At 73.6% G+C, this 23,045-nt stretch carries 17 protein-coding genes and 3 tRNA genes; 8 read left to right on the forward strand and 12 right to left on the reverse strand.

What is annotated here, in order from left to right; genetic code table 11:
- Positions 1-110: 110 nt before the first annotated feature.
- The gene (locus AB0398_RS16965; RefSeq protein WP_366375781.1) at positions 111-698 is read left to right on the forward strand and encodes a HAMP domain-containing protein; all 588 of its coding nucleotides are present in this window, start codon (positions 111-113) and stop codon (positions 696-698) included.
- A gap of 228 nt (positions 699-926) precedes the next feature.
- Here the strand turns inward: AB0398_RS16965 and AB0398_RS16970 are convergent.
- From AB0398_RS16970 to AB0398_RS16980, 3 genes are all read right to left on the reverse strand, one after another.
- A tRNA-Ile gene (locus AB0398_RS16970) sits at positions 927-1,003 on the reverse strand.
- 166 nt (positions 1,004-1,169) lie between these two features.
- Positions 1,170-1,242 (reverse strand) — tRNA-Asn (locus AB0398_RS16975).
- A 5-nt stretch (positions 1,243-1,247) separates the two neighbouring features.
- Positions 1,248-1,320: transfer RNA gene (locus AB0398_RS16980), tRNA-Asn, on the reverse strand.
- Between the two features lie 170 nt (positions 1,321-1,490).
- Here AB0398_RS16980 and AB0398_RS16985 point away from each other — a divergent pair.
- The 4 genes from AB0398_RS16985 (at position 1,491) to AB0398_RS17000 (ending at position 7,121) form a co-directional block, all read left to right on the forward strand.
- Complete coding sequence (locus tag AB0398_RS16985) at positions 1,491-1,802, forward strand: YtxH domain-containing protein (RefSeq protein ID WP_366375783.1); 312 nt, start codon at positions 1,491-1,493, stop codon at positions 1,800-1,802.
- Positions 1,803-1,829: 27 nt separating this feature from the next.
- On the forward strand, positions 1,830-3,269 hold the full coding sequence (locus tag AB0398_RS16990; RefSeq protein ID WP_366375784.1) for an FGGY family carbohydrate kinase: 1,440 nt from the start codon (positions 1,830-1,832) through the stop codon (positions 3,267-3,269).
- A 190-nt stretch (positions 3,270-3,459) separates the two neighbouring features.
- Complete coding sequence (locus AB0398_RS16995) at positions 3,460-5,193, forward strand: ABC transporter ATP-binding protein (protein ID WP_366375786.1); 1,734 nt, start codon at positions 3,460-3,462, stop codon at positions 5,191-5,193.
- Positions 5,193-7,121 (forward strand): ABC transporter ATP-binding protein, encoded by a 1,929-nt coding sequence (locus AB0398_RS17000; RefSeq protein ID WP_366375788.1) that lies wholly within the window; start codon positions 5,193-5,195, stop codon positions 7,119-7,121. Before AB0398_RS16995 ends, AB0398_RS17000 begins: the two co-directional genes overlap by 1 nt.
- A 51-nt stretch (positions 7,122-7,172) precedes the next feature.
- Here the strand turns inward: AB0398_RS17000 and AB0398_RS17005 are convergent, their stop codons facing one another.
- The 6 genes from AB0398_RS17005 to AB0398_RS17030 form a co-directional block, all read right to left on the reverse strand.
- A complete protein-coding gene (locus AB0398_RS17005) occupies positions 7,173-8,141 on the reverse strand; it encodes an RNA polymerase sigma factor (RefSeq protein ID WP_366375893.1) in 969 nt (322 codons plus the stop codon).
- Between the two features lie 212 nt (positions 8,142-8,353).
- Positions 8,354-10,243, reverse strand: coding sequence for a DNA primase (gene dnaG, locus AB0398_RS17010; protein ID WP_366375790.1), 1,890 nt, complete (start codon positions 10,241-10,243; stop codon positions 8,354-8,356).
- Positions 10,244-10,272: 29 nt separating this feature from the next.
- Positions 10,273-11,532, reverse strand: coding sequence for an FAD-dependent oxidoreductase (locus AB0398_RS17015; protein WP_366375792.1), 1,260 nt, complete (start codon positions 11,530-11,532; stop codon positions 10,273-10,275).
- 308 nt (positions 11,533-11,840) lie between these two features.
- Positions 11,841-13,151: a deoxyguanosinetriphosphate triphosphohydrolase gene (locus AB0398_RS17020; protein ID WP_366375793.1), complete on the reverse strand. Its 1,311-nt coding sequence runs from the start codon at positions 13,149-13,151 to the stop codon at positions 11,841-11,843.
- Positions 13,152-13,185: 34 nt separating this feature from the next.
- The gene (locus AB0398_RS17025) at positions 13,186-13,965 is read right to left on the reverse strand and encodes a sirohydrochlorin chelatase (protein WP_366375795.1); all 780 of its coding nucleotides are present in this window, start codon (positions 13,963-13,965) and stop codon (positions 13,186-13,188) included.
- Between the two features lie 532 nt (positions 13,966-14,497).
- A complete protein-coding gene (locus AB0398_RS17030; RefSeq protein WP_366375894.1) occupies positions 14,498-14,962 on the reverse strand; it encodes a GNAT family N-acetyltransferase in 465 nt (154 codons plus the stop codon).
- Positions 14,963-15,047: 85 nt separating this feature from the next.
- Here AB0398_RS17030 and AB0398_RS17035 point away from each other — a divergent pair, with 85 nt between their 5' ends.
- From AB0398_RS17035 to AB0398_RS17045, 3 genes are all read left to right on the forward strand, one after another.
- Entirely contained in the window at positions 15,048-15,770 is a 723-nt protein-coding gene (locus tag AB0398_RS17035; RefSeq protein WP_366375796.1) for an aquaporin, read from the forward strand.
- 34 nt (positions 15,771-15,804) lie between these two features.
- A complete protein-coding gene (locus AB0398_RS17040; protein ID WP_366375798.1) occupies positions 15,805-16,491 on the forward strand; it encodes an ElyC/SanA/YdcF family protein in 687 nt (228 codons plus the stop codon).
- Positions 16,492-16,595: 104 nt separating this feature from the next.
- Positions 16,596-18,698, forward strand: coding sequence for a molybdopterin oxidoreductase family protein (locus tag AB0398_RS17045; protein ID WP_366375800.1), 2,103 nt, complete (start codon positions 16,596-16,598; stop codon positions 18,696-18,698).
- Here AB0398_RS17045 and cutA read toward each other — a convergent pair.
- The 3 genes from cutA to AB0398_RS17060 are packed head-to-tail and all read right to left on the reverse strand — an operon-like array spanning position 18,685 to position 23,035.
- Complete coding sequence (gene cutA, locus AB0398_RS17050; protein WP_366375802.1) at positions 18,685-19,407, reverse strand: divalent cation tolerance protein CutA; 723 nt, start codon at positions 19,405-19,407, stop codon at positions 18,685-18,687. The two genes, AB0398_RS17045 and cutA, sit on opposite strands and share 14 nt — an antisense overlap.
- Positions 19,404-21,305 (reverse strand): ABC transporter ATP-binding protein, encoded by a 1,902-nt coding sequence (locus tag AB0398_RS17055; protein WP_366375804.1) that lies wholly within the window; start codon positions 21,303-21,305, stop codon positions 19,404-19,406. The genes cutA and AB0398_RS17055 overlap by 4 nt, the downstream gene beginning before the upstream one ends.
- Positions 21,302-23,035 (reverse strand): ABC transporter ATP-binding protein, encoded by a 1,734-nt coding sequence (locus AB0398_RS17060; RefSeq protein WP_366375806.1) that lies wholly within the window; start codon positions 23,033-23,035, stop codon positions 21,302-21,304. Before AB0398_RS17060 ends, AB0398_RS17055 begins: the two co-directional genes overlap by 4 nt.
- Positions 23,036-23,045 lie beyond the last annotated feature (10 nt).

Below are 23,045 nucleotides of genomic sequence, written 5' to 3' on the forward strand. Positions count from 1 at the left end.
GGACCCGGTCTACGGATCCGGCCGTAACACCGTCCGAACCGCCGCTGTCACCCCGCTGTCAGGTCCGGCCGGGCATGCTGGGTCCGGCCGGACGCGAAGGGGTGGGGACCATGGGCAGAGTGCGGGGCGGAACCGTCCGCCGACGATTCACGCTCCTGTACGCCAGCGGGTACCTCGCGTCCGGGACCGTGCTGCTCGCCCTGGCCTACCTGCTCTCCGGGACCCGGGTGACCGCGCTCGCGCCCGAGCGGCTTCCCGGGCGGGTCCCGCCGGGCGGTTCCGAACCCGGCTCCGACCTCGCCGCCGCCGAGCAGCGGATCCGGGACCTGGGGAGCCGGCTCGCGGACGCGCAGCAGAACCGCCGGCTGCTCGTCGGCTTCCTGATCGCACTGGCCGTGACGGCGGTCGTCTCGCTCCTGCTCGGCCGGCTCCTCGCCGACCGGGTCCTGCGCCCGCTGCGACTGATCACGGCGGCGACACGGCGGATCTCCGCGGAGAACCTGCACGAACGGCTCGCCGTCTCCGGCCCCGCGGACGAGGTCAAGCAGCTCGCCGACACGGTCGACGGCCTTCTGGAACGCCTCGCCGACACGGTGACCGTCACCATCGGACGGCTGCGCCGCAAGCTGGGCGGCCCGCCGGTCATCACGACGACGACCGGGGTGGGCTACCGGATCGCCGACGCCCCGAACGCCTGAACGGTGAGGTGCCGTCAAGAAAGCGGATGTTCGGCACGATGTGCGGCGTGTCACACGAGGGAGTCGCGGGACCGCCGTGGGACCCTCGTCCTGGATTCGACCCTGTGTTCCGCCGAGAACCCCGGACCGAGACGGTTCGCGCCCGGCGAGGCGGACCGCAGGCACCCGAACCGCCCCGCGCGAGAACACCCCCGTATGGGCGTTTCCGCAGCTCAGAACGTTTTTCTTTGGTGGGGCGGGTGGGACTCGAACCCACGGCCGACGGATTATGAGTCCGCTGCTCTAACCGGCTGAGCTACCGCCCCGTTCGGTGAGGCGCGTACATGTGTGCGCGCCGTCTGCCGCAGCATAGCCGCTCATACGATCTCCTGCTCCGGAAGATCGGCTCTGCTCGACCATGAGGACTCCGCCGTGCCCCGTGCGGTTCCCCCGGACGCGAAAAAGGACCCCGAAGGGTCCTCTTCCGTTCCGCTCCCCCGGCTGGACTCGAACCAGCAACCCTCCGGTTAACAGCCGAATGCTCTGCCAATTGAGCTACAGGGGATCGCGCTCCCCCGACTGGACTCGAACCAGTAACCTGCCGGTTAACAGCCGGCTGCTCTGCCAATTGAGCTACAGGGGATTGCTGCGTTGCACCGAACGGATCCACCTCGGACCTTCCCGGGCGGCGCGCGTTCGCTGCGACACATACATTAGCGCAAGCAGGGGGGTGCTCCGCCAATCGGTATCGCCGTGGCACCGCCGTGGGCACCAGCGATGCATCAAGCAAGCTCTCCAGGGAAGGTGGTGGCCATGCGATACAAGCTGACGTTCATCGTGGGACTCGCCCTCGGTTACGTGATCGGCACGCGGGCCGGACGCGAGCAGTACGAGAAGTTGAAGAAGTCCGCCAAGGACTTCACCGACAACCCGGCCGTGCGCAACGCCGCCGAGTCCGCCGCCCAGACCGGGCGGCAGGTCGCCGGCAAGGCCGCGCACGTCGTGGGCGACAAGGTGGGCGACCACCTGCCGCCCGCCGTGGCCGACAAGGTCCACGCGCTGCGCGAGCGCGGCCAGAGCAACGGAAAGGTCGAGAGCAAGGAGTGGGGCACCAGCAACACCTGAGGCCCCGCGTGCGGCAGAATCTCTGTCATGGGGATAGTCGCCGGACTGGACAGCTCTGCTGAGTTCACACGCATCGTCGTCTGCGACACCGACACCGGTGCCGTACTGCGCCAGGGGTACGCCCCGCATCCCGGCGAGCCGAAGGCGGTGGACGTCGATCCGCAGACCTGGCTGCTCTCGCTCGGGGAGGCCGCCACCGGCGGCCTCCTGGAGGGCGTGGAGGCCATCGGGGTCTCCGCGCAGCAGCACGGGCTCGTGCCGCTCGACGCGCAGGGCGGCCTCGTGCGGCCCGCGCTCGTGCGCAACGACAAACGGGCGCAGGTCGCCGCCGCCGATCTGATCGACTCCCTCGGCGGCCGGCAGGCCTGGGCCGAGGCCGTCGGCAGCGTGCCCGCCGCCGGGCAGCCGGTCGCCAAGCTGCGCTGGCTGGCCCGCACCGAGCCCGAGCAGGCCCGGCGCACCGCGCTCGTCCTCCAGCCGCACGACTGGCTGGTCTGGCAGCTCCTCGGCCGTCCCGCGCGCCGCACCACCGACCGGGGCGCCGCCTCCGCCACCGGCTACTGGTCGGCCCGCACCGGCGCGTACCGCCCCGACCTGGTCGAGCTCGCGCTCGGGCACCGGGCCGCGCTGCCCGAGGTCCTCGGGCCCTCCGACGCCGCCGGCACCACCCCCGAGGGGCTGCTGATCTCGGCCGGCACCGGCGAGACGATGGCCGCCGCGCTCGGCCTCGGGCTCGGCCCCGGCGACGTGGTGGTCTCGCTCGGCGCCTCCGGTTCCGTGATGGCCGTGCACCACGAGGCCCTCTCCGACCCCGGCGGCATGATCACCTCCTTCGCCGACGCCACCGGCATGCACCTGCCGGTCGTCTCCACCTCCAACGCGGTGCGGGCGCTGCGCGGCACCGCCGAGATGCTGGGCCTCGACTCCCTCGACGAGCTCTCCGCGCTGGCCCTGAAGTCCACGCCGGGCGCCTCCGGGCTCGTCCTGCTGCCCTATCTGGAGGGCGAGCGGACCCCGAACCTGCCGCACGCGGCGGGCACGCTCAGCGGGCTGCGGCGCGAGTCGATGAAGCCCGAGCACCTGGCGCGGGCGGCGTTCGAGGGGATGCTCTGCGCGCTCGCCGACGCCCTGGACGTGCTGCGCGGGCGGGGCGTGGAGGTGCGGCGGGTCTTCCTGCTCGGCGCCGCCGCCGCGCTGCACGCGGTGCAGGCGCTGTCGCCGGCGGTCTTCGGCGCGCAGGTCGTCGTCCCCCAGCCGGCCGACTACGCGGCGCTCGGCGCGGCCCGGCAGGCCGCCTGGGCCCTCGGGGTCGCGCGGGGCACCCTCTCGCCCTCCGCTCCCCCGGCCTGGCAGGGCGCCGCCACGCAGGTCCTGGAGCCCGGGGACGAGCTGGCGGCGGGACAGGCCGTGCGGCAGCAGTACACGGCGACGCGGGAGCAGATCCACCCGGGCGCGTTCGCCGGGTGACCGCCGGCCCGGGGGCGGCCGGCTCCCGGGCCTCGGACGGGTGACCGCCGCCGGTCCGGGGCGGTGCGCGGGATCCGGGGCCCGCTCGGGAAAGGTCCCGCGGAAGTCCCTTCGTAAAGACTTCCCCAGGCTTTCCACCGCCCCGGAAACCGGTCGTAACGGCCCGGGGCGGCGGGCGATAGTAAGTCCCGTGCTCATAAGACTTCTCCGGACCCATCTGCGCCCGCATCGAAAACCCATCGCGCTGCTCGTGCTGCTCCAGTTCCTCCAGACCTGCGCGAGCCTCTACCTGCCGACCCTGAATGCCGACATCATCGACAACGGTGTCGTGCACGGGGACACCGGCTACATCCTCCGCTTCGGCGCCCTGATGGTCGGCGTCTCCGTCGTCCAGATCGTCTGCAACGTCGGGGCCGTGTACTACGGCGCGCGGACCGCGTCCGCCCTCGGCCGGGACGTGCGCGGCGCCGTCTTCGACCGGGTGCAGTCCTTCTCCGCCCGGGAACTCGGGCACTTCGGCGCGCCCTCGCTGATCACCCGCACGACCAACGACGTGCAGCAGGTCCAGACGCTGGTCCTGATGGCGTTCACCCTGATGGTCTCCGCACCCATCATGTGCGTCGGCGGCATCGTGATGGCGCTCGGCCAGGACGTGCCGCTGTCGGGCGTGCTGCTCGCGGTGGTGCCGGTGCTCGGCGTCTCCGTGTCGCTGATCGTGCGGCGGATGCGGCCTCTCTTCCGGACCATGCAGACGCGCCTCGACACGGTGAACCGGGTGCTGCGCGAGCAGATCACCGGCAACCGCGTCATCCGGGCCTTCGTGAAGGACGGGTACGAGGAGGAGCGCTTCCGGGGGGCCAACGCCGAGCTGACCGACGTGTCGATGGCGACGGGCCGGCTGATGGCGCTGATGTTCCCGACGGTGATGACGGTCGTGAACGTGTCCAGCGTGGCCGTGGTCTGGTTCGGCGCGCACCGCATCGACGGCGGCGGGATGGAGATCGGCGCGCTGACCGCCTTCCTCGCCTATCTGATGCAGATCGTGATGGCCGTCATGATGGCCACCTTCATGTTCATGATGGTGCCGCGCGCCGAGGTCTGCGCCGAGCGCATCGAGGAGGTCCTCGCGACCGACTCCAGCGTGGTGCCGCCGACCGAGCCGGTGACGGCGCTCGACCGGCGCGGGCACCTGGAGGTCAGGGGCGCGGAGTTCCGCTACCCGGGCGCGGAGGAGCCGGTCCTCAAGGACGTCGGGCTCGTCGCCCGGCCCGGCGAGACCACCGCGATCATCGGTTCGACGGGCAGCGGCAAGTCGACCCTGCTCGGGCTCGTGCCCCGGCTCTTCGACACGACCGGCGGCGAGGTCCTCGTGGACGGCGTGGACGTCCGCGTCCTGGACCCCACCCTCATGGCCAGGACCGTCGGGCTCGTGCCCCAGAAGCCGTACCTCTTCTCGGGGACGGTGGCGACGAACCTGCGGTACGGGAAGCCCGACGCGACCGACGAGGAGCTGTGGCACGCCCTGGAGGTCGCCCAGGCCGCCGACTTCGTACGGAACCTGGAGAACGGTCTGAACGCGCCGATCGCGCAGGGCGGCACCAACGTCTCCGGCGGGCAGCGGCAGCGGCTCGCCATCGCGCGGACGCTCGTGCAGCGGCCGGAGATCTACCTGTTCGACGACTCGTTCTCCGCGCTCGACTACGAGACGGACGCGCTGCTGCGGGCCGCGCTCGCCGAGGAGACGGCGGACTCGACCGTGGTGATCGTCGCCCAGCGGGTGTCGACCATCCGGGACGCCGACCGGATCGTGGTCCTGGACGAGGGCCGGGTGGTGGGCACCGGACGGCACCACGAGCTGATGGCGGACAACGAGACGTACCGGGAGATCGTGCTCTCCCAGCTGACCGAGGCGGAGGCAGCCTGATGGCCGGTCCTGGCGGACGCATGATGGCCGGTGGCGGCCCCGACCAGCGGTCGATGGACTTCAAGGGCTCGGGCAGGCGGCTGCTGAGGCAGCTCGCGCCGGAGCGCGGCGCGCTCTGGGTGATGCTGGTCGCCGGCGTGCTCTCGGTGGCGGCCTCGGTGGTCGGGCCGAAGATCCTGGGCCGGGCGACGGACCTGATCTTCGCGGGGGTGATCGGACGGCAGACGGACGCGGGCGCCACCAAGGCGGAGACGCTGGAGCGGCTGCGCGCCGGCGGGCAGGACGGCATGGCGGACATGCTGTCCGGCGTCGACTTCGTCCCGGGGCGGGGCATCGACTTCTCCGCCGTGGGCGAGGTGCTGCTCCTGGTCCTCGCGGTGTACGTGGCGGCGGGCCTGCTGATGCTGGTCTCCACCCGGCTCTCGATCAAGGTGATCAACCGGACGGTCTACCGGATGCGGGAGGACGTCCAGACGAAGCTGGCACGGCTGCCGCTGTCGTACTTCGACAAGGCCAAGCGCGGCGAGGTGCTGTCCCGGGCGACCAACGACATCGACAACATCTCGCAGACGCTCCAGCAGTCGATGGGGCAGCTCATCAACTCGCTCCTGACGATCGTCGGCGTGCTCGTGATGATGTTCTGGATCTCGCCGCTGCTCGCCCTGGTGGCGCTGGTGACGGTGCCGGTGTCTGTGTTCGTGGCGGCGCGGATCGGCAAGCGCTCGCAGCCGCACTTCGTGCAGCAGTGGAAGTCCACGGGCACGCTCAACGCGCACATCGAGGAGATGTACACCGGGCACGCCCTGGTGAAGGTCTTCGGGCGGCAGGAGGAGTCCGCGCGGGACTTCCGCGAGCAGAACGAGGCGCTGTACGAGGCCGGGTTCAAGGCGCAGTTCAACTCCGGCGTGATGCAGCCGGTGATGTTCTTCATCTCGAACATCAACTACGTCCTGGTGGCCGTGGTCGGCGGTCTGCGGGTGGCGAGCGGCACGCTCTCCATCGGTGACGTGCAGGCGTTCATCCAGTACTCGCGCCAGTTCTCGATGCCGCTGACGCAGGTCGCGTCGATGGCGAACCTGGTGCAGTCGGGCGTGGCCTCGGCGGAGCGGGTCTTCGAACTGCTCGACGCGGAGGAGCAGGAGCCGGACGCCCCGACGAGTGAGAAGCCCCTCGAAGCCCGCGGCCGGGTCTCCCTGGAGCACGTCTCCTTCCGCTACGAGGAGGACAAGCCGCTCATCGAGGACCTGTCGCTGACGGTGGAGCCGGGGCAGACGGTCGCGATCGTCGGTCCGACGGGCGCGGGCAAGACGACCCTGGTGAACCTGCTGATGCGGTTCTACGAGGTGACGGGCGGCCGGATCGCCCTGGACGGGGTGGACGTCGCGAAGATGTCGCGCGAGCGGCTGCGGAGCGGGATCGGGATGGTCCTCCAGGACACCTGGCTCTTCGGCGGGACGATCGCGGACAACATCGCGTACGGCGCGACGCGCCCGGTGACCCGGGAGGAGGTCGAGGAGGCGGCGCGGGCCGCGCACGCCGACCGCTTCGTCCGGACCCTGCCCGACGGGTACGACACGGTCCTGGACGACGAGGGCTCGGGGGTGAGCGCGGGCGAGAAGCAGCTGATCACCATCGCGCGCGCGTTCCTCTCCGACCCGGTGATCCTCGTCCTGGACGAGGCCACCAGCTCGGTCGACACCCGCACCGAGGTCCTCATCCAGAAGGCGATGGCCCGCCTCGCCCACGGCCGCACCTCGTTCGTGATCGCCCACCGCCTCTCCACGATCCGGGACGCGGACGTGATCCTGGTGATGGAGAACGGCTCGATCGTGGAACAGGGCACGCACGAGGAACTGCTGTCCTCGGGCGGCGCCTACTCCCGCCTGTACGCGGCGCAGTTCGCGCAGGCGGTGGCGGAGGTGGACTGACGGCGGGCCGGCCCGTACCGCTCCACGGGTGGTACGGGCCGGGGGCCGGTCTCAGTCGAGGTAGCCGCGCAGCTGGTCCGCGTAGGCGTGGTCGCGGAGTTTGTTGAGGGTCTTGGACTCGATCTGGCGGATGCGTTCGCGGGTGACGCCGAAGAGCCGGCCGATCTCCTCCAGGGTGCGGGGGCGGCCGTCGTCGAGGCCGTAGCGGAGCTGGACGACCTTGCGTTCGCGTTCGTTGAGGGTGGAGAGGACGTCCTCCAGGTGGCGGCGGAGGAGCAGGAAGGCGGCGGACTCGACCGGGGAGGCGGCGTCGCCGTCCTCGATGAGGTCGCCGAGGGCGACGTCCTCCTCCTCGCCGACGGGAGTGTGCAGGGAGACCGGCTCCTGGGCGAGGCGGAGCACCTCCCCGATGCGCTCGGGGGGCAGGTCCAGCTGGGCGGCGACCTCTTCGGCGGTGGGTTCGTAGCCGCGTTCCTGGAGCATGCGGCGCTGGACGCGGACGACCCGGTTGATGAGTTCCACGACGTGGACGGGGACGCGGATGGTGCGGGCCTGGTCGGCGAGGGCCCGGGACATGGCCTGGCGGATCCACCAGGTGGCGTACGTGGAGAACTTGAAGCCGCGCGCGTAGTCGAACTTCTCGACGGCCCGGATGAGGCCGAGGTTGCCCTCCTGGACGAGGTCGAGCATGGTCAGGCCCCGGCCCACGTACCGCTTGGCGACGGAGACGACGAGGCGGAGGTTGGCCTCGACGAGCCTGCGCTTCGCGATCCGGCCGAGGACGACGAGCTGGTCCAGTTCGCCCGCCAGGCGGGTGTCCAGGTCCGGGGTGCCGGCGAGCTTCTCCTCGGCGAAGAGGCCGGCCTCGACGCGGCGGGCCAGTTCGACCTCCTCCTCGGCGCTGAGGAGCGGGATGCGGCCGATCTCGCGCAGGTACTGCCGGAAGAGGTCGGAGGAGGGAGCGTTGCCGCCGGGGTCCGGGCGGCGGCGCGGGGCCGGGACGGCGGGCTCCTCCGTCATCTCCTCCGCGGGCTCCTCCGTCATCTCCTCCCTCACCTCGCCGGACTCTGCCCGGTCCTGCTGGTCCTGCTGGTCCTGCGGCACGGTCTGGGTCTGCACGGCGGGCGACCTCCAGGAGGAGCGGAACGGCACCGTCGTCCAGTGTGGGGTACGACACATCGCCGCCACGAGGGGCGTGCGGTGACTTTTTGAGTCCGCCGGGTGACCGTGCGTCAGAGCGCGGCGGCGCCGTTGTTCCGCAGGGACTGCCCGTACTGGGTGAGCACCCACAGTTCGTTCTGCACGGCGGCCACCTTCTCCGGGTCGCCGTTCGGGCCGAGGCGGGCCAGGGTGCCCTGGACGTCGCGGATGCGGCGGTCGACGGCGCGGAGCCGGACGGTGACGAGCTGGTCGCCCGCGTAGGCCTCGTCGACGGTCTTGGCGAAGATCGTCTCGACGGCGAGTTCGGTGACGAGGGCGCGGACGGTGTCGTCGGGGGCGGCCGCGCGGACCGCGTCGAGGTAGTCGGCGGGCGCGCCGGTGGCGCCGCCCGCGTCCTGGACGCACTGGCGGACCGCCGCGTAGGGCGGGGCGGTGAACTCGTCGATGCCGTAGGCGTCGAAGGCCGGGGAGACCAGTTCGGGCCGCTGGAGGGCGAGTTTGAGGAGTTCGCGCTCGGTGCGGTGGGCGGGGCTGCGCAGGTTGAGCGCGGGGCCCGGCGGTGCCGCGGGTGCCTGGATCTGCGGCATCTCGCGGCGCGGCCGGTCGTCCGTGCGGCCCCGGCCGCCGCGGTCGCGCTGCCACTGGGCGACCCGGCTGACCCGCTGCACGACGAACCGCTCGTCCATGATCCCGAGCATGCCGGCGAGCTGGACGGCGACGCCGTGCCGTACGGCCAGGTTCTTGAGCTTGGCGACGATCGGGGCGGCCTCGTCCAGGGCGGCGGCCCGGCCCGCCGGGGTCTCCAGGTCGTAGCGCCGCACGATCTGGCGGAGGGCGAACTCGAAGAGCGGGGTGCGGGGTTCGACCAGGTCGGCGACGGCCTCGTCGCCCTTGGCGAGCCGCAGGTCGCAGGGGTCCATGCCCTCGGGGGCGACCGCGATGTACGTCTCGGCGGCGAACTTCTGGTCGTCCTCGAAGGCGCGCAGGGCCGCCTTCTGGCCGGCGGCGTCGCCGTCGAAGGTGAAGATGACGCGGGCCGAGCCGTTGTCCATGAGGAGGCGGCGGAGGATCTTGACGTGGTCGCCGCCGAAGGCGGTGCCGCAGGTGGCGATGGCGGTGGTGACCCCGGCGAGGTGGCAGGCCATGACGTCGGTGTAGCCCTCGACGACGACGGCCCGGCTGCTCTTGGCGATGTCCTTCTTGGCGAGGTCGATGCCGTAGAGGACCTGGGACTTCTTATAGACCGGGGTCTCGGGGGTGTTGAGGTACTTGGGGCCGTTGTCGTCGTCGCGGAGCTTGCGCGCGCCGAAGCCGACGATCTCGCCGCCGACGTCCCTGATCGGCCACATGAGCCGGCCGCGGAAGCGGTCGATGGGGCCGCGGCGGCCGTCCTGGGAGAGTCCGGAGAGGATCAGCTCCTTGTCGGAGAAGCCCTTGCCGCGCAGGAAGCGGGTGAGGTGGTCCCAGCCGGCCGGGGAGTAGCCGACGCCGAAGTGCTCGGCGGCGGCCTGGTCGAAGCCGCGCTCGGCGAGGAACTTCCGGCCGATCTCGGCCTCGGCGGAGCCCAGCTGGTCGGCGTAGAAACGGGCGGCGGCCTGGTGGGCCTCGATCAGCCGGATGCGCTCCCCGCGCTGGTGGCCGGGGTTGTAGCCGCCCTCCTCGTACCGCAGCGTGATGCCCGCCTTGGCGGCGAGGCGCTCGACCGTCTCCGAGAAGGAGAGGTGGTCGATCTTCATCACGAAGGCGATGGTGTCGCCGCCCTCCTGGCAGCCGAAGCAGTGGAAGAGTCCCTTGCTCGGGCTGACCTGGAAGGAGGGCGACTTCTCGTCGTGGAAGGGGCAGAGCCCCTTGAGGTTCCCGCCGCCCGCGTTGCGCAGCTGGAGGTACTCGGACACGACGGCGTCGATCGGGACCGCGTCCCGGACCGCCTTCACGTCGTCATCGTTGATCCTGCCTGCCACGCGTGAAGTCTACGTGCGGGCGGAGGTGATCAGATCAGGCTCTCCAGGGAGACGGAGGGGTCGGCGAGGGCGTCGGTGTCCACGGCCGCGCGGGAACGGATGAGCCGCTGGATCGGCTCTGTGACGTCCCACACGTTCACGTTCATCCCGGCGAGGACGCGCCCGTCCTTGAGCCAGAAGGCGATGAACTCGCGCTTGCCGGTGTCGCCGCGGACCACGACCTGGTCGTACGAGCCGGGGGGCGCCCAGCCCGAGTACTCCATGCCCAGGTCGTACTGGTCGGTGAAGAAGTACGGCACCCGGTCGTACGAGACGTGCCTGCCGAGCATGGCGCGGGCGGCGGCGGGGCCGCCGTTGAGGGCGTTGGCCCAGTGCTCGACGCGGAGCCGGGTGTGGAGGAGCGGGTGGTGGGCGGCGGCCACGTCGCCGGCGGCGAAGACGTCCGGGTCGGAGGTGCGCAGGGACTCGTCGACGGCGATGCCGCCGCCGTCGGCCCGGTCGACGAGGGCGAGCCCGGAGTTCTCGGCGAGGGCGGTGCGGGGGGCGGCGCCGATCGCGGCGAGGACGGCGTGCGCCGGGTGCTCCTCGCCGTCGTCGGTGCGGACGGCGAGGACCAGGCCGTCCTGGCCGACGATCTCGGTGAGCCGGGCGCCGAAGTGGAAGCGGACGCCGTGGTCGCTGTGGAGGTCGGCGAAGAGCTGGCCGAGCTCGGGGCCGAGGACCCGGTGGAGCGGGGTGGGGTCGGCCTCGACGACGGTGACCTCGGCGCCGTAGCCGCGGGCGGCGGCGGCGACCTCCAGGCCGATCCAGCCGCCGCCGGCGATCACCAGGTGCCCGTTGTCCCGGCCGAGGCCGGCGAGGACCTGGCGGAGCCGGTCGGCGTGGGCGAGCCGGCGCAGGTGGTGGACGCCGGTGAGGTCGGTGCCGGGGACGTCGAGGCGGCGCGGCTCGGAGCCGGTGGCCAGGAGCAGCTTGTCGTAGCGGATGACGGTGCCGTCGCCGAGGCGGACCGTGCGGGCCTCGCGGTCGATCGCGGTGACGGGCTGCCCGAGGTGCAGTTCGACGTCGTTCGCCGCGTACCAGGCGGGCTCGTGGACGAGGGTGCTGTCGCGCTCCTTGTCCCCGGTGAGGTAGCCCTTGGAGAGGGGTGGGCGCTCGTAGGGGTGGTCGCGTTCGTCCCCGATGAGGATCACCCGGCCGTTGAACCCCTCGGCGCGCAGGGTCTCCGCCGCCTTGGCCCCTGCCAGGCCCCCGCCGACGATGACAAAGGTCTGATCTGCGTCGACCACGTCGTTTCCTCCTCGTTGCGACCGGTTCCAACCTACGCCCCCGGACGCTCGTCCGGCCGTACCGCCCCGGGGCCGCATGCGAGCGTCCCGCACGGAGGGGGGCGGCGGAAGAGGGCCCGGGGGCGGGGGTCCCAGGGCGTGTGTCGAAAGTGGCGTCGTCTGCCCGAAGGGCAGGCCCGGCGGTGTCCGGTGCGTGCGATCGCAAGGCGGAGGGTCGCCCCGATACTGGTTGTATCGGGGCGATCCCGACAACGCGGCGAGCGTGCGTGCCGGGCGCCGCTGGGCAGGCGGGACTTTCGACACACGCCCTAAACCCGCGGGTGGTGGAAGCGGGCGTGGAGGGCGCGGGCGGAGGCGTCGGTGAGGGAGGCGATCTGGTCGACGACCACGCGCTTGCGGGCCCGGTCGTCGGGCGCCGCGTCGTAGGCGGCGCGGAACTGCGGTTCGAGTCCGTCGGGGGCGCGGGCGGCGAGGGCCTCGGCGAGTTCGGCGACGACGATCCGCTGGTCGGCGCGGAGGGCCTCCTGCTCGGCGCGCTGCATCACGTAGCGGACGGCGACGGCCTTGAGGACGGCGCACTCGTTGCGGGTCTCGCGGGGGACGACGAGCTCGGCGCCGTAGCGGGTGAGGCGGCCGGAGCCGTACGCCTGGCGGGTGGCGCCCTCGGCGGAGAGGCAGAAGCGGCCGATGAGCTGGCTGGTGGCGTCCTTGAGGCGGGCCTGCGCGACGGCCGAGCCGTCGTAGCCGTGCGGCCACCACTCCTGGTCGACGAGCCGGTCCAGGGCCTCGGCCAGCTCCTGCGGGTCGGTGTCCTCGGGTACGTAGCGGCCGATGGCGACCTGCCAGATGTCGGCGCGCTCGGGCTCGGCGAGGAGGAGGTTGGGGTCGATGTGCCCGGCGTGCAGGCCGTCCTCGAAGTCGTGGACCGAGTAGGCCACGTCGTCGGACCAGTCCATGACCTGGGCCTCGAAGCACTTGCGGTGGGCGGGGGCGCCCCGCCGGATCCACTCGAAGACGGGCAGGTCGTCCTCGTACACGCCGAACTTGGGGGAGCCGGGGTCCCGGGGGTCGCCGCCGCGTTCCCAGGGGTACTTGGTGGCGGCGTCGAGGGCGGCGCGGGTGAGGTTGAGGCCGACGCTGACGAGTTCGCCGTCGGCGTCCTTGACGAAGCGCTTGGGCTCGATGCGGGTGAGGAGGCGGAGGGACTGGGCGTTGCCCTCGAAGCCGCCGCAGTCCTTGGCGACGTCGTTGAGGGCCTGTTCGCCGTTGTGCCCGAAGGGCGGGTGGCCCATGTCGTGGGAGAGGCAGGCGGCTTCGACGAGGTCGGGGTCGCAGCCGAGGGCGGCGCCGAGTTCGCGGCCGACCTGGGCGCACTCCAGGGAGTGGGTGAGCCGGGTGCGGGGGCTGGCGTCCCAGGCGTGGCTCCTGGTGCCGGGGGTGACGACCTGGGTCTTGCCGGCGAGGCGGCGGAGCGCGGCGGAGTGCAGCACGCGGGCGCGGTCGCGCTGGAAGGCGGTGCGGCCCGGCTGCTTGTCGGGCTCGGGGTCCCAGCGCTCGGTCGCGGCGGGGTCGTATCCGGGGAGGTCGGTGCTGTCCTTGGTGTCCTTGATGCCTTCCATGACCCGAAGGTAACCGGAAGGACCTGAGAAGCGCTCAGACGGCGGTGAGTTCCCGCGCGTGGACGGCGGCGGTACGGGCGGCGAGCGCGCGGTCGTGGCGGTGGAGGACCAGGCGGGCGAGGGCCGGGTGGGCGCCGAGCGGCGCGGCGGCGATCCAGGGGGCCTGGGCGGCGGCGCGGGCGGCGAAGAGACCGGGGGCGGTGAAGCAGGAGGCGACCGCGACCCGGTGGCGGCCCCGGGCGGCGAGGGCGGCGACGGCCTCGGGGACGGTGGGCGCGGCGGCGGAGGCGTAGGCGGGGACGACGGGGACGCCGAGGCGCTCGCCGAGGAGGGTGGCGATGCGGCGGGTCTCGGCGCCGGACCGGGGGTCGCGGGAGCCGGCGGCGGCGAGGACGACGCCGGTGGTGCGCCGGTCGCGCTCCTCCGGGGTCCAGCCCGCTTCGGCGAGGCGGCCGGCGAGGGCCTCGACGAGGAGGGGGTGGGCGCCGAGGGGGGCGGCGACGTGGGCCCGGAGGCCGGGTGCGGCGGCGACGGCGGCGGGCAGGTCGTGGGTGACGTGGTGTCCGGGGGCGAAGAGGAGGGGGACGAGGACCGCCTCCCGGCCCTCGGCGGCGAGGCCGGCGAGGGTCTCGTCGAGGAGGGGTGCGTTCAGCTCGATGTGGGCGAGGCGGACGTCGAGTCCGGGGCGGAGCTCGCGGACGCGGTCGAGGAGCCGGAGCAGGGTGGCGCGGGCGCGCGGGTCGCGGCTGCCGTGGCCGACGGCGACGAGGGTCGCCGGACGGCGGGGGGTGGCGGGTGCGGTGCGGTGGTGCATGGCGGGTGTACCTCCTCGTGGGGCTTCCCCTGCGGGCGGCCGTACGGACGCACCCGGCCGGATTCCTCTGGCGGGCGGCCGCGGGGCGGGGTCGCCGTGCCCGGCGTCGTCGGCGGGCGGATGCCGGGCGGGAGCGTCGGTTCCTGCGGCGGACGGGCGCCGGGCGGAGGGATTCGGACCTCCGGGGGCCGTGCCTCCGGGGGCCGTGCCTCCGGGGGTCGTGCCTCCGGGGGTCGTGCCTCCGGGGGTCGTTCCTCCGGGCCCTGGGGCTCCGGTGGCCGTACCCCCGTCCTCCGGGTCTCCGGCTCCCGGATCTCCGGTCTCCGCGTCCCCGGGTGGCGGGTGCCGTACGGACGCACCTCGCCGAGCCGGTTCCCGAGGTGCTCGGTGATCCTGATGAGCAGTTCGGCGGCGTTGTCGAACGTGCTGTCCGGCTCCGTCATGGACCGATCCTGCGGGTCCCGCGTTGCCTGCCCGTTGCGCGGGGGTCACGGCTGTTTTCCGCGACCTCACGGCCGCCGCGCGCGTCCTGTCAGGACGGTTCCGGGCGCCACGCGTACCGGACGTCCGGCTCGCGCTCCTCGTTGCGCGAGCCGTCGGTGTGCTCGGCGGCGACGAAGCCGTGCCGCTCGTAGAAGCGCCGCGCCGGGGCGTTGACCCGGAACGTCCAGAGCTCCAGGCCGGCCGGGCGGCGCCGCTTGGCCAGGTCCACGAGCCGGTCGCCGACGCCCCGGCCGCGCCACGGCGGGTCGACGTAGAGCTGGTCCAGGTCCTCGCCGTCGAGGACCATCACGGCGACGGGCACGTCCCCGACGGTCGCCACCCAGGTCTCCCGGTGGGGGACGAGCACCTCCCGGAACCAGTACCGGACCTCGTCGTCGGTGTGCGCCCGGCGCACGTCCGGGAGCGCCGCCGCGTAGGAGCGCAGCCAGACCTCGGCCGCCCCGGCGGCGTCGGAGCCGACCGCGCGGCGGACGACGAGGTCGTCGATCTTCATCGTGTTCACGGTCCGGATCGTACGGACACCGCGCTCCTCCCCTCCCCTCTTTTTTCCTTCCGAATCACGGAATATCTTTTCCACCATGAGAATGTCCCCCGCGTCGCTCCCCCGGCGCGCCGCCGCCGAGTTCATCGGCACCGCCTCCCTCGTCGCCGTCGTCGTCGGCTCCGGCATCCGCGCCGACTCCCTCAGCCAGGACACCGGTGTCCGGCTGCTCGCCAACGCCTCCGCCTCCGCGCTCGGCCTCGGGCTGCTCATCGCCCTCATCGGCCCGCTCTCCGGGGCGCACTTCAACCCCGTCGTGACGCTCTCCGAGTGGTGGTCCCGGCGCCCCGAGCGCGGAGGGCGCGAGGCCCTCGCCTACATCGGCGCCCAGCTCGCCGGGGCGGTCTCGGGCGCCCTGCTCGCCGAGGCGATGTTCGGCCGGGCGCCCGGCTCCTGGGCCACCGAGCCGCGCTCGGCCCTCCACCTGCTGCTCGGCGAGGCCGTCGCCACCGCCGGTCTCGTCCTGGTCGTGCAGGGCCTGCGCCACATCGGCCGGCCCGCCCTCGCGCCGGTCGCCGTGGCCGGCTACATCGGCGCGGCGATCTGGTTCACCTCCTCCGGCTCCTTCGCCAATCCGGCGGCCACCGTGGGCCGTTCCCTCTCCGACTCCTTCACCGGGATCGCCCCCGCCTCGGTGCCCGCCTTCGCCGCCGCGCAGCTCCTCGGGATGCTGTGCGGCCTGGTCCTGGCGGGTGTGCTCTACGGCACGGACCGGGCGTCCGGTGAACCGAACCCGGCCGAGGCGCGTCGGACGGGGTGACAGCACACACGTTCCCGTCCACGGAGGTTCCCGCATGCCGGCACGGTTCACCCGGTGGCTCCCCCGCAGCGTCCGGGCCCGCCGCAGCGCCGTCCAGGCCGTGATGGCGGGCGCCGTCCTCGCGCTCCTGCCCGCCGCCTGGATGCACACGGCCGCCGCCGGGAAGCTCCGCACCACCGCCGACGTGCCCGCCCGGGACGTCGCCGTCGTCTTCGGCGCCGGCCTGTGGAAGGGCCGCCCCACCCCGTACCTCGCGCACCGGCTCGACACCGCCGCCGAGCTGTACCGCACGGGCAAGGTGCGGGTCCTCCTCGTCACCGGCGACAACAGCCGGACCGCGTACGACGAGCCCAGCGCCATGCGCGCGTACCTCACCGGGCGCGGGGTGCCGGACGAACAGATCGTCAGCGACTACGCGGGTTTCGACACCTGGGACTCCTGCGTCCGGGCCAGGAAGGTCTTCGGCGTCGACCGGGCCGTCCTCGTCACCCAGGACTTCCACGTCAAGCGGGCCGTCGCACTGTGCGGGCGCGCGGGCGTCGACGCGTACGGGGTCGGGGTGGCCGAACCCCACGACGCCACCTGGTACTACGGCACCACCCGGGAGGTCCTCGCGGCGGGCAAGGCCGCCCTCGACGCCGGTCTGCGGCCCGATCCCCGCTTCCTCGGCCCGGAGGAGAGGGGCGTCACCGAGGCGCTGGCGTCACCCCACGGGCGGTGAACCGGGCGGACTCACCCTCCGCCGCCCGCCCGGCGGAGGGCCTGGCACCGCGCCCGTAATACGCCGCGCCGTCCCGCGTAACACTCCCGTCCCACGCTTGCGGCATGTCCGACGCCACCGCCGTCCCCACCCACTGCCCCTACTGCGCCCTCCAGTGCGGGATGTCGCTGCGTCCCACCGGCGCTCCGGAGCTGCCCGCCGAGGTGGTCGAGCGGACCGACTTCCCCGTCAACCGGGGCGCCCTGTGCGGCAAGGGCCGCACCGCCCCCTCCGTACTCTCCTCCCGGGTCCGGCTCACCGAGCCCCTGGTCCGAAGCCCTGACACGGGGGCCCTGGTGCCCGCGTCCTGGGAGGAGGCGCTCGCCGCCGTCGCCGACGGGCTGCGCCGGACCCGCGCCGACCACGGTCCCGATGCCGTGGGGGTCTTCGGCGGCGGCGGCCTCACCAACGAGAAGGCGTACTCCCTGGGCAAGTTCGCCCGGGTCGTCCTCGGCACCTCGCAGATCGACTACAACGGGCGCTTCTGCATGTCGTCGGCGGCCGCCGCGCACCAGCGGGCCTTCGGTCTCGACCGGGGCCTCCCCTTCCCCCTGGAGGACGTCCCGGGGACCGGGTGCGTGATCCTCGTCGGCTCCAACCTCGCCGAGACCATGCCGCCCGCCCTGCGCTACCTCACCGAGCTGAGGGAGAACGGCGGAAAACTGATCGTCGTCGACCCGCGCCGCACCCGCACCGCCGAGCAGGCCGACCTGCACCTGGCGCCGCGCCCCGGCACCGACCTCGCGCTCGCCCTCGGCATGCTGCACCTGGTGGTGGCCGAGGGCCGGGTGGACGAGGAGTTCGTGCGGGAGCGGACCGGCGGCTGGGAGGAGGCCCGCGCCGGGGCCATGTCCCACTGGCCCGAGCAGGTCGAGCGGATCACCGGCGTGTCCGTGCCGCTGCTGCGCGAGGCCGTCGCGATGTTCTGCGACGCGCCCACCGGCATGGTCCTCACCGCGCGCGGCCCCGAGCAGCAGTCCAAGGGCACCGACACCGTCGGCGCCTGGATCAACCTGTGCCTGGCCACCGGCCGGGCCGGACGGCCGCTGAGCGGCTACGGCTGCCTCACCGGCCAGGGCAACGGCCAGGGCGGCCGCGAGCACGGCCAGAAGGCCGACCAGCTCCCCGGCTACCGCAAGCTCGACGACCCGGCCGCACGCGCGCACGTGGCCGGGGTGTGGGGCGTCGACCCGGAGTCACTGCCGGGGCCGGGGCGGAGCGCGTACGAACTCCTGGACGCGCTCGGCGGGGACGTGCGGGCCCTGCTGCTCATGGGCTCCAACCCGGTGGTCTCCGCGCCGCGCGCCGCGCACGTCGAGGGGCGGCTGCGGTCGCTGGACTTCCTCGCCGTCGCGGACGTGGTGCTCTCCGAGACCGCCGCCCTCGCCGACGTCGTCCTGCCCGTCGCCCAGTGGGCGGAGGAGACCGGCACCATGACCAACCTGGAGGGGCGCGTCCTGCTCCGCCGCCGGGCCCTCGACCCGCCCGCCGGGGTGCGGAGCGATCTGGAGGTGCTGCACGGGCTCGCGGGGCTCCTCGGACACGGGAAGGGCTTCCCCGTCGACCCCGAGGAGGTCTTCGAGGAGCTGCGCCGCGCCTCGGCCGGCGGGCCCGCCGACTACGCGGGCATCGACTACCGGCGCGTCGAGGAGGAGCGGGGCGTGTTCTGGCCGTGCCCCGGGCCGGACCACCCGGGGACGCCCCGGCTGTTCCTGGACCGGTTCGCGACGGCCGACGGGCGGGCCCGGTTCGTGCCGGTGACGCACCGGGCGGCGGCCGAGGAGACCGACGCCGAGTACCCGGTCGTGCTGACCACGGGCCGGGTGGTGTCCCAGTACCAGTCGGGGGCGCAGACCCGGCGGGTGGACGAACTGAACGCGGCGGCGCCCGGCCCCTTCGTGGAGCTGCACCCGAGGCTCGCGCAGCGGATCGGGGTGACCGAGGGCGAGCGGATCACGGTGGTGTCGCGGCGCGGCCGGGCGGTCGCGCCGGCCCGGATCACCACGTCGATCCGGCCGGACACCGTCTTCATGCCCTTCCACTGGGCGGGCGAGGGCCGGGCGAACACCCTGGTGAACCCGGCGCTCGACCCGGTCTCCCGGATGCCGGAGTTCAAGGTGTGCGCGGTGCGCCTGGAACCGGCCGACAACGCCGCTACGGCCGGCTGAACCAGTCGCCGCTCTCGATCACCGGGCCGAGGGGCGCGTCCGGGGCCGCCAGGAAGACCCAGGCGGAGACCCGCGCCCCGTCCCGTGACCGTACGACGTCCTTCGCCACCCGCTCGTAGCCGACGGGCAGTTCGAGGCGGTCGAGCAGGCCGAACAGCTCGCCGTAGGCGCCGGGCGCGGGCGTGAGCAGGGTGCCGACCACCCGGCCCTTCGCCGCCGGGACGACGTACGGGTAGCCGGGACCGTCGTACAGGACCGCGCCGTCGAGCACGGCGTCGTCCTCGGTGCCGATCCGGCCGGCCAGGAACCGGTCGTGGTTGTACGCGCCCGGGCGGAGCGTCCCGTACACGAAGAACGGCAGCTCGTCGTCGGCCACCGGGCCCTCGATCGCCGGGTCGGGCGAGGTCTCCCGCTCGACCCAGCGGGCGTACCCCTCGCTCACCCGGGTGACCCGGGTGGCGAGGATCTCGGGCGTCTCGTAGTCGTGGGCGGCGAGGAGGTGCGCCTCCAGGGCGGGATAGCGGGCCTCGGTGGTCTTGAGGACCACCTCCCACTCCTCGGTGGTGTCGATCGCGCCCCGCCAGTGGTAGACGGAGGTGACGGGCCCGGCGATCTGCGCGCAGGCGGCGAGCCGGGCCTCGACGGCGCCGCGCGCCAGGGCGTCGGCCTTGGCGCGCGCGTCGGTGGTGGTGCGGACGGTGACGATCACGTCTCCACCGTACGGGCGAACTGGGCCGCGTGCAGCCGGGCGTAGGCCCCTCCGGCGGCGAGCAGCTCCTCGTGGGTGCCCTGCTCGGCGATCGCGCCGCGCTCCATCACCAGGATGGTGTCGGCGTCGCGGATCGTGGAGAGCCGGTGGGCGACGACGAAGCTGGTGCGGCCCGCGCGCAGCGAGGACATGGCCTGCCTGACGAGGAGTTCGGTGCGGGTGTCGACGGAGCTGGTGGCCTCGTCGAGGACGAGGATCACCGGGTCGGAGAGGAAGGCGCGGGCGAGGGTGACGAGCTGCTTCTCGCCGGCGCTGAGGCCGCCGCCGTCCTCGTCGAGGACGGTGTCGTAGCCGTCGGGCAGGGTGCGGACGAACCGGTCGGCGTGGGCGGCCCGCGCCGCCGCGACGATCCGCTCGCGGGAGACCTCGCCGGGGACCCCGTAGGCGATGTTCTCGGCGATGGTGCCGCCGAAGAGCCAGGTGTCCTGGAGGACCATGCCGGTGCCGGAGCGCAGCTCCTCGCGGGTCATCGCGGCCGTGTCGACGCCGTCGAGGGTGATCCGGCCGCCGGTGGGCTCGTGGAAGCGCATCAGCAGGTTGACCAGGGTGGTCTTGCCGGCGCCCGTGGGGCCGACGACGGCGACGGTCCGGCCGGGCTCGACGGTGAGGGAGAGGTCCTCGATCAGCGGCCGGTCGGGCTCGTGGCGGAAGGAGACCTTCTCGAAGGAGACCCGGCCGCGCAGCGGTTCGGGCCGCCGGGGCTCGGCCGGGTCGGGCGTCTCCTCCTCGGCGTCGAGGAGGTCGAAGACCCGCTCGGCGGAGGCCACTCCGGACTGGAGCAGGTTGGCCATGGCGGCGACCTGGGTGATGGGGCCGTTGAACTCGTACGAGTACTGGACGAAGGCCTGTACGTCGCCGACGGTGAGCGTGCCGCTCGCGACCCGCAGTCCGCCGACCACGGCGACGGCCACGTAGTTCAGGTTGCCGACGAAGGTCAGCGCGGGCTGGATGAAGCCGGAGACGAACTGGGCGCGGAAGCTCGCCCGGTACAGCTCCTCGCCCAGCTCGTCGAAGCGGCGCACGGCCTCCTCGCGCCGCCCGAAGGCGACGACCTCGGTGTGGCCGGTGACCATCTCCTCGACGTGGCCGCCGAGCCGGCCCGTGACCGCCCACTGCTTCACGAACTGCGGCTGGGCGCGCCGTCCGACGAGGGCGGCGACGGCGAGGGAGACCGGGACGGTGGCGAGGGCGACGAGGGCGAGCAGCGGGGAGATCCAGAACATCATCGCGAGGACGCCGACCAGGGTGAGCAGGGCGCGCACCATCTGGCTGAAGGCCTGCTGGAGGGTCTGGGTGACGTTGTCGATGTCGTTGGTGGTGCGGGAGAGGACCTCGCCGCGCGGCTGCCGGTCGAGGTGGGAGAGGGGCAGCCGGGCCAGCTTGTGCTGGGCCCGCTCGCGCAGCCGGTGCCCGGCCCGCTGGACGACGTCGGTGGCGATCCGCTGCTGGAGCCAGATGAGGACGGAGGAGCCGAGGACGACGGCGGCGGAGAGGGCGAGGACCCGGCCGACGGCGGCGAAGTCGACCCCGGCGGGGCGGGTGACGCCGGTGACGACGAGGTCGGTGGCGCGGCCGAGGAGGAGGGGCGCGAGGACGGAGAGGGCGACGCCGCCGGTGCCGGCGGCGAGGAGGGCGAGCAGCCGGGCCCGGTCGGGGGCGAGGGTGCGCAGGAGGCGGAGGCCGGAGGCGCGGAAGGAGAGGGAGCGTTCGAGGGAGGGGGTGGCGGGGCCGGGGCCGCGCTGGGGCGGGGGGCCGGTGCGGGCGGGGGCGGCGGGGGCCCGGTCCCGGGCCCCGTCGTGGTCGGGGGCCGGGTCGCGGGGCTTCGTGGGCGTGGTCACGCGGCCTCCTCCTCGGTGAGCTGGGAGAGGACGATCTCCCGGTAGGTGGGGTCGTCCCGCAGGAGGGACGCGTGGGTGCCGGTGCCGACGACCCGGCCCCGGTCGAGGACGACGATCCGGTCGGCGTGGCGGACGGTGGAGACGCGCTGGGCGACGACCACCACGGTGGAGCCGGCCGTCTCCTCGGCGAGCGCGGCCCGCAGCCGGGCGTCGGTGCCGGGGTCGAGGGCGGAGAAGGAGTCGTCGAAGAGGTAGAGCCGGGGGCGGGCGACGAGGACGCGGGCGATGGCGAGCCGCTGGCGCTGGCCGCCGGAGAAGTTGGCGCCGCCCTGGGAGACGGGCGCGTCGAGCCCCTCGTCGAGCTCCCGGACGAAGTCGGCGGCCTGGGCGGTCTCCAGGGCGTGCCACAGCTCCTCGTCGGTGGCGTCGGGCCTCCCGTAGCGGAGGTTGGAGGCGATCGTGCCCGAGAAGAGGTACGGCTTCTGGGGGACGATCCCGACGGTCCTGGCCACGAGGGCGGGGTCGAGGGTGCGGACGTCGGCGCCGTCGACGAGGACCCGGCCCTCGGTGGCGTCGAAGAGGCGGGGCACGAGCCCGAGGAGGGTCGACTTGCCGCTGCCGGTGGAGCCGACGATCGCGGTGGTCTCGCCGGGCCGGGCGACGAGCCCGACCTCGTGCAGGACGGGTTCCTCCGCGCCGGGGTAGCGGAAGCCGACGCCGTCGAGTTCGAGCCGGCCGGGGCCGTGGAGCTCGCGGACCGGGTACGCGGGCGGGGCGACGGAGGAGCGGGTGTCGAGGACCTCGCGGACGCGTTCGGCGCCGGCCTCGGCGCGCGGCATGTGCATCAGGAGGAAGAGGGCCATCATCACGGACATGGCGGTCTGGAGCAGATAGCCGAGGAAGGCGACGAGCCCGCCGGGCTGGAGGGCGCCGGAGTCGATGCGGTGGGCGCCGACGTACACCAGGGCGACCGTGGTCAGCTCCCAGATCACCAGGACGACGGGGAACATGAGGGCCTGTAACCGGCCGGCCCGCAGGCCGACGGAGAACAGCTCGTCGTTGGCGACGGCGAACCGTTCCCGCTCGTGCCGGTCGCGGACGAAGGCGCGGACGACCCGGACGCCGGTGATCTGTTCGCGCAGGATCCGGTTGGTCAGGTCGACGCGGCGCTGCATGCCCCGGAAGAGGGGCCGCATGCGGAGCACGACGCTGCCGACGGCCCCGGTCATCACGGGCACGAAGAGGACCAGGACGAGGGCGAGCGGCACGTCCTGGCGCAGGGCCATGACGATGCCCCCGGCGCACAGGAGCGGGGCGGCGACCAGCATGGTCAGGACGAGGACGGTGAACGTCTGGATCTGCTGGACGTCGTTGGTGGTGCGGGTGATGAGGGAGGCGGCGCCGAAGCGGCCCCGCTCCCGGGCGGAGAAGTCCTGGACCCGGCGGAAGACCTCGGAGCGCAGGTCGCGGGCGACGCCCATGGCGACGCGGGCGCCGGTGTAGGTGGCGGCGGCGGCCGCCGCGACCTGGAGGAGGGTGACGGCGGCCATCCGGGCGCCCCCGGAGAGGACCCGTCCGGTGTCGCCGCGCAGGACGCCGTGGTCGATGACGCCGGCGTTGAGGGCGGGCAGGGCGAGGGAGGACAGGGTCTGGACGAGCTGGAGGGCGACGAGGAGGACGAGGAGGTTCCGGTACGGCCGGAGGCGGGGGAGGAGGAGCCGGAAGAGCACGGTGCCGCCT

This window comes from Streptomyces sp. NPDC086147 (genome assembly GCF_040702165.1).
Lineage (GTDB): Bacteria > Actinomycetota > Actinomycetes > Streptomycetales > Streptomycetaceae > Streptomyces.

Coding starts and splice junctions, on each gene's coding strand:
- AB0398_RS16990 (WP_366375784.1), top strand. CDS start 1,830: ATGGGGATAGTCGCCGGACTGGACAGCTCTGCTGAGTTCACACGCATC.
- AB0398_RS17000 (WP_366375788.1), top strand. CDS start 5,193: ATGGCCGGTCCTGGCGGACGCATGATGGCCGGTGGCGGCCCCGACCAG.
- AB0398_RS17005 (WP_366375893.1), bottom strand. CDS start 8,141: ATGACGGAGGAGCCCGCCGTCCCGGCCCCGCGCCGCCGCCCGGACCCC.
- AB0398_RS17035 (WP_366375796.1), top strand. CDS start 15,048: ATGAGAATGTCCCCCGCGTCGCTCCCCCGGCGCGCCGCCGCCGAGTTC.
- AB0398_RS16965 (WP_366375781.1), top strand. CDS start 111: ATGGGCAGAGTGCGGGGCGGAACCGTCCGCCGACGATTCACGCTCCTG.
- AB0398_RS17020 (WP_366375793.1), bottom strand. CDS start 13,151: ATGGAAGGCATCAAGGACACCAAGGACAGCACCGACCTCCCCGGATAC.
- AB0398_RS17040 (WP_366375798.1), top strand. CDS start 15,805: ATGCCGGCACGGTTCACCCGGTGGCTCCCCCGCAGCGTCCGGGCCCGC.
- AB0398_RS16985 (WP_366375783.1), top strand. CDS start 1,491: ATGCGATACAAGCTGACGTTCATCGTGGGACTCGCCCTCGGTTACGTG.
- AB0398_RS17045 (WP_366375800.1), top strand. CDS start 16,596: ATGTCCGACGCCACCGCCGTCCCCACCCACTGCCCCTACTGCGCCCTC.
- AB0398_RS17030 (WP_366375894.1), bottom strand. CDS start 14,962: ATGAAGATCGACGACCTCGTCGTCCGCCGCGCGGTCGGCTCCGACGCC.
- AB0398_RS17025 (WP_366375795.1), bottom strand. CDS start 13,965: ATGCACCACCGCACCGCACCCGCCACCCCCCGCCGTCCGGCGACCCTC.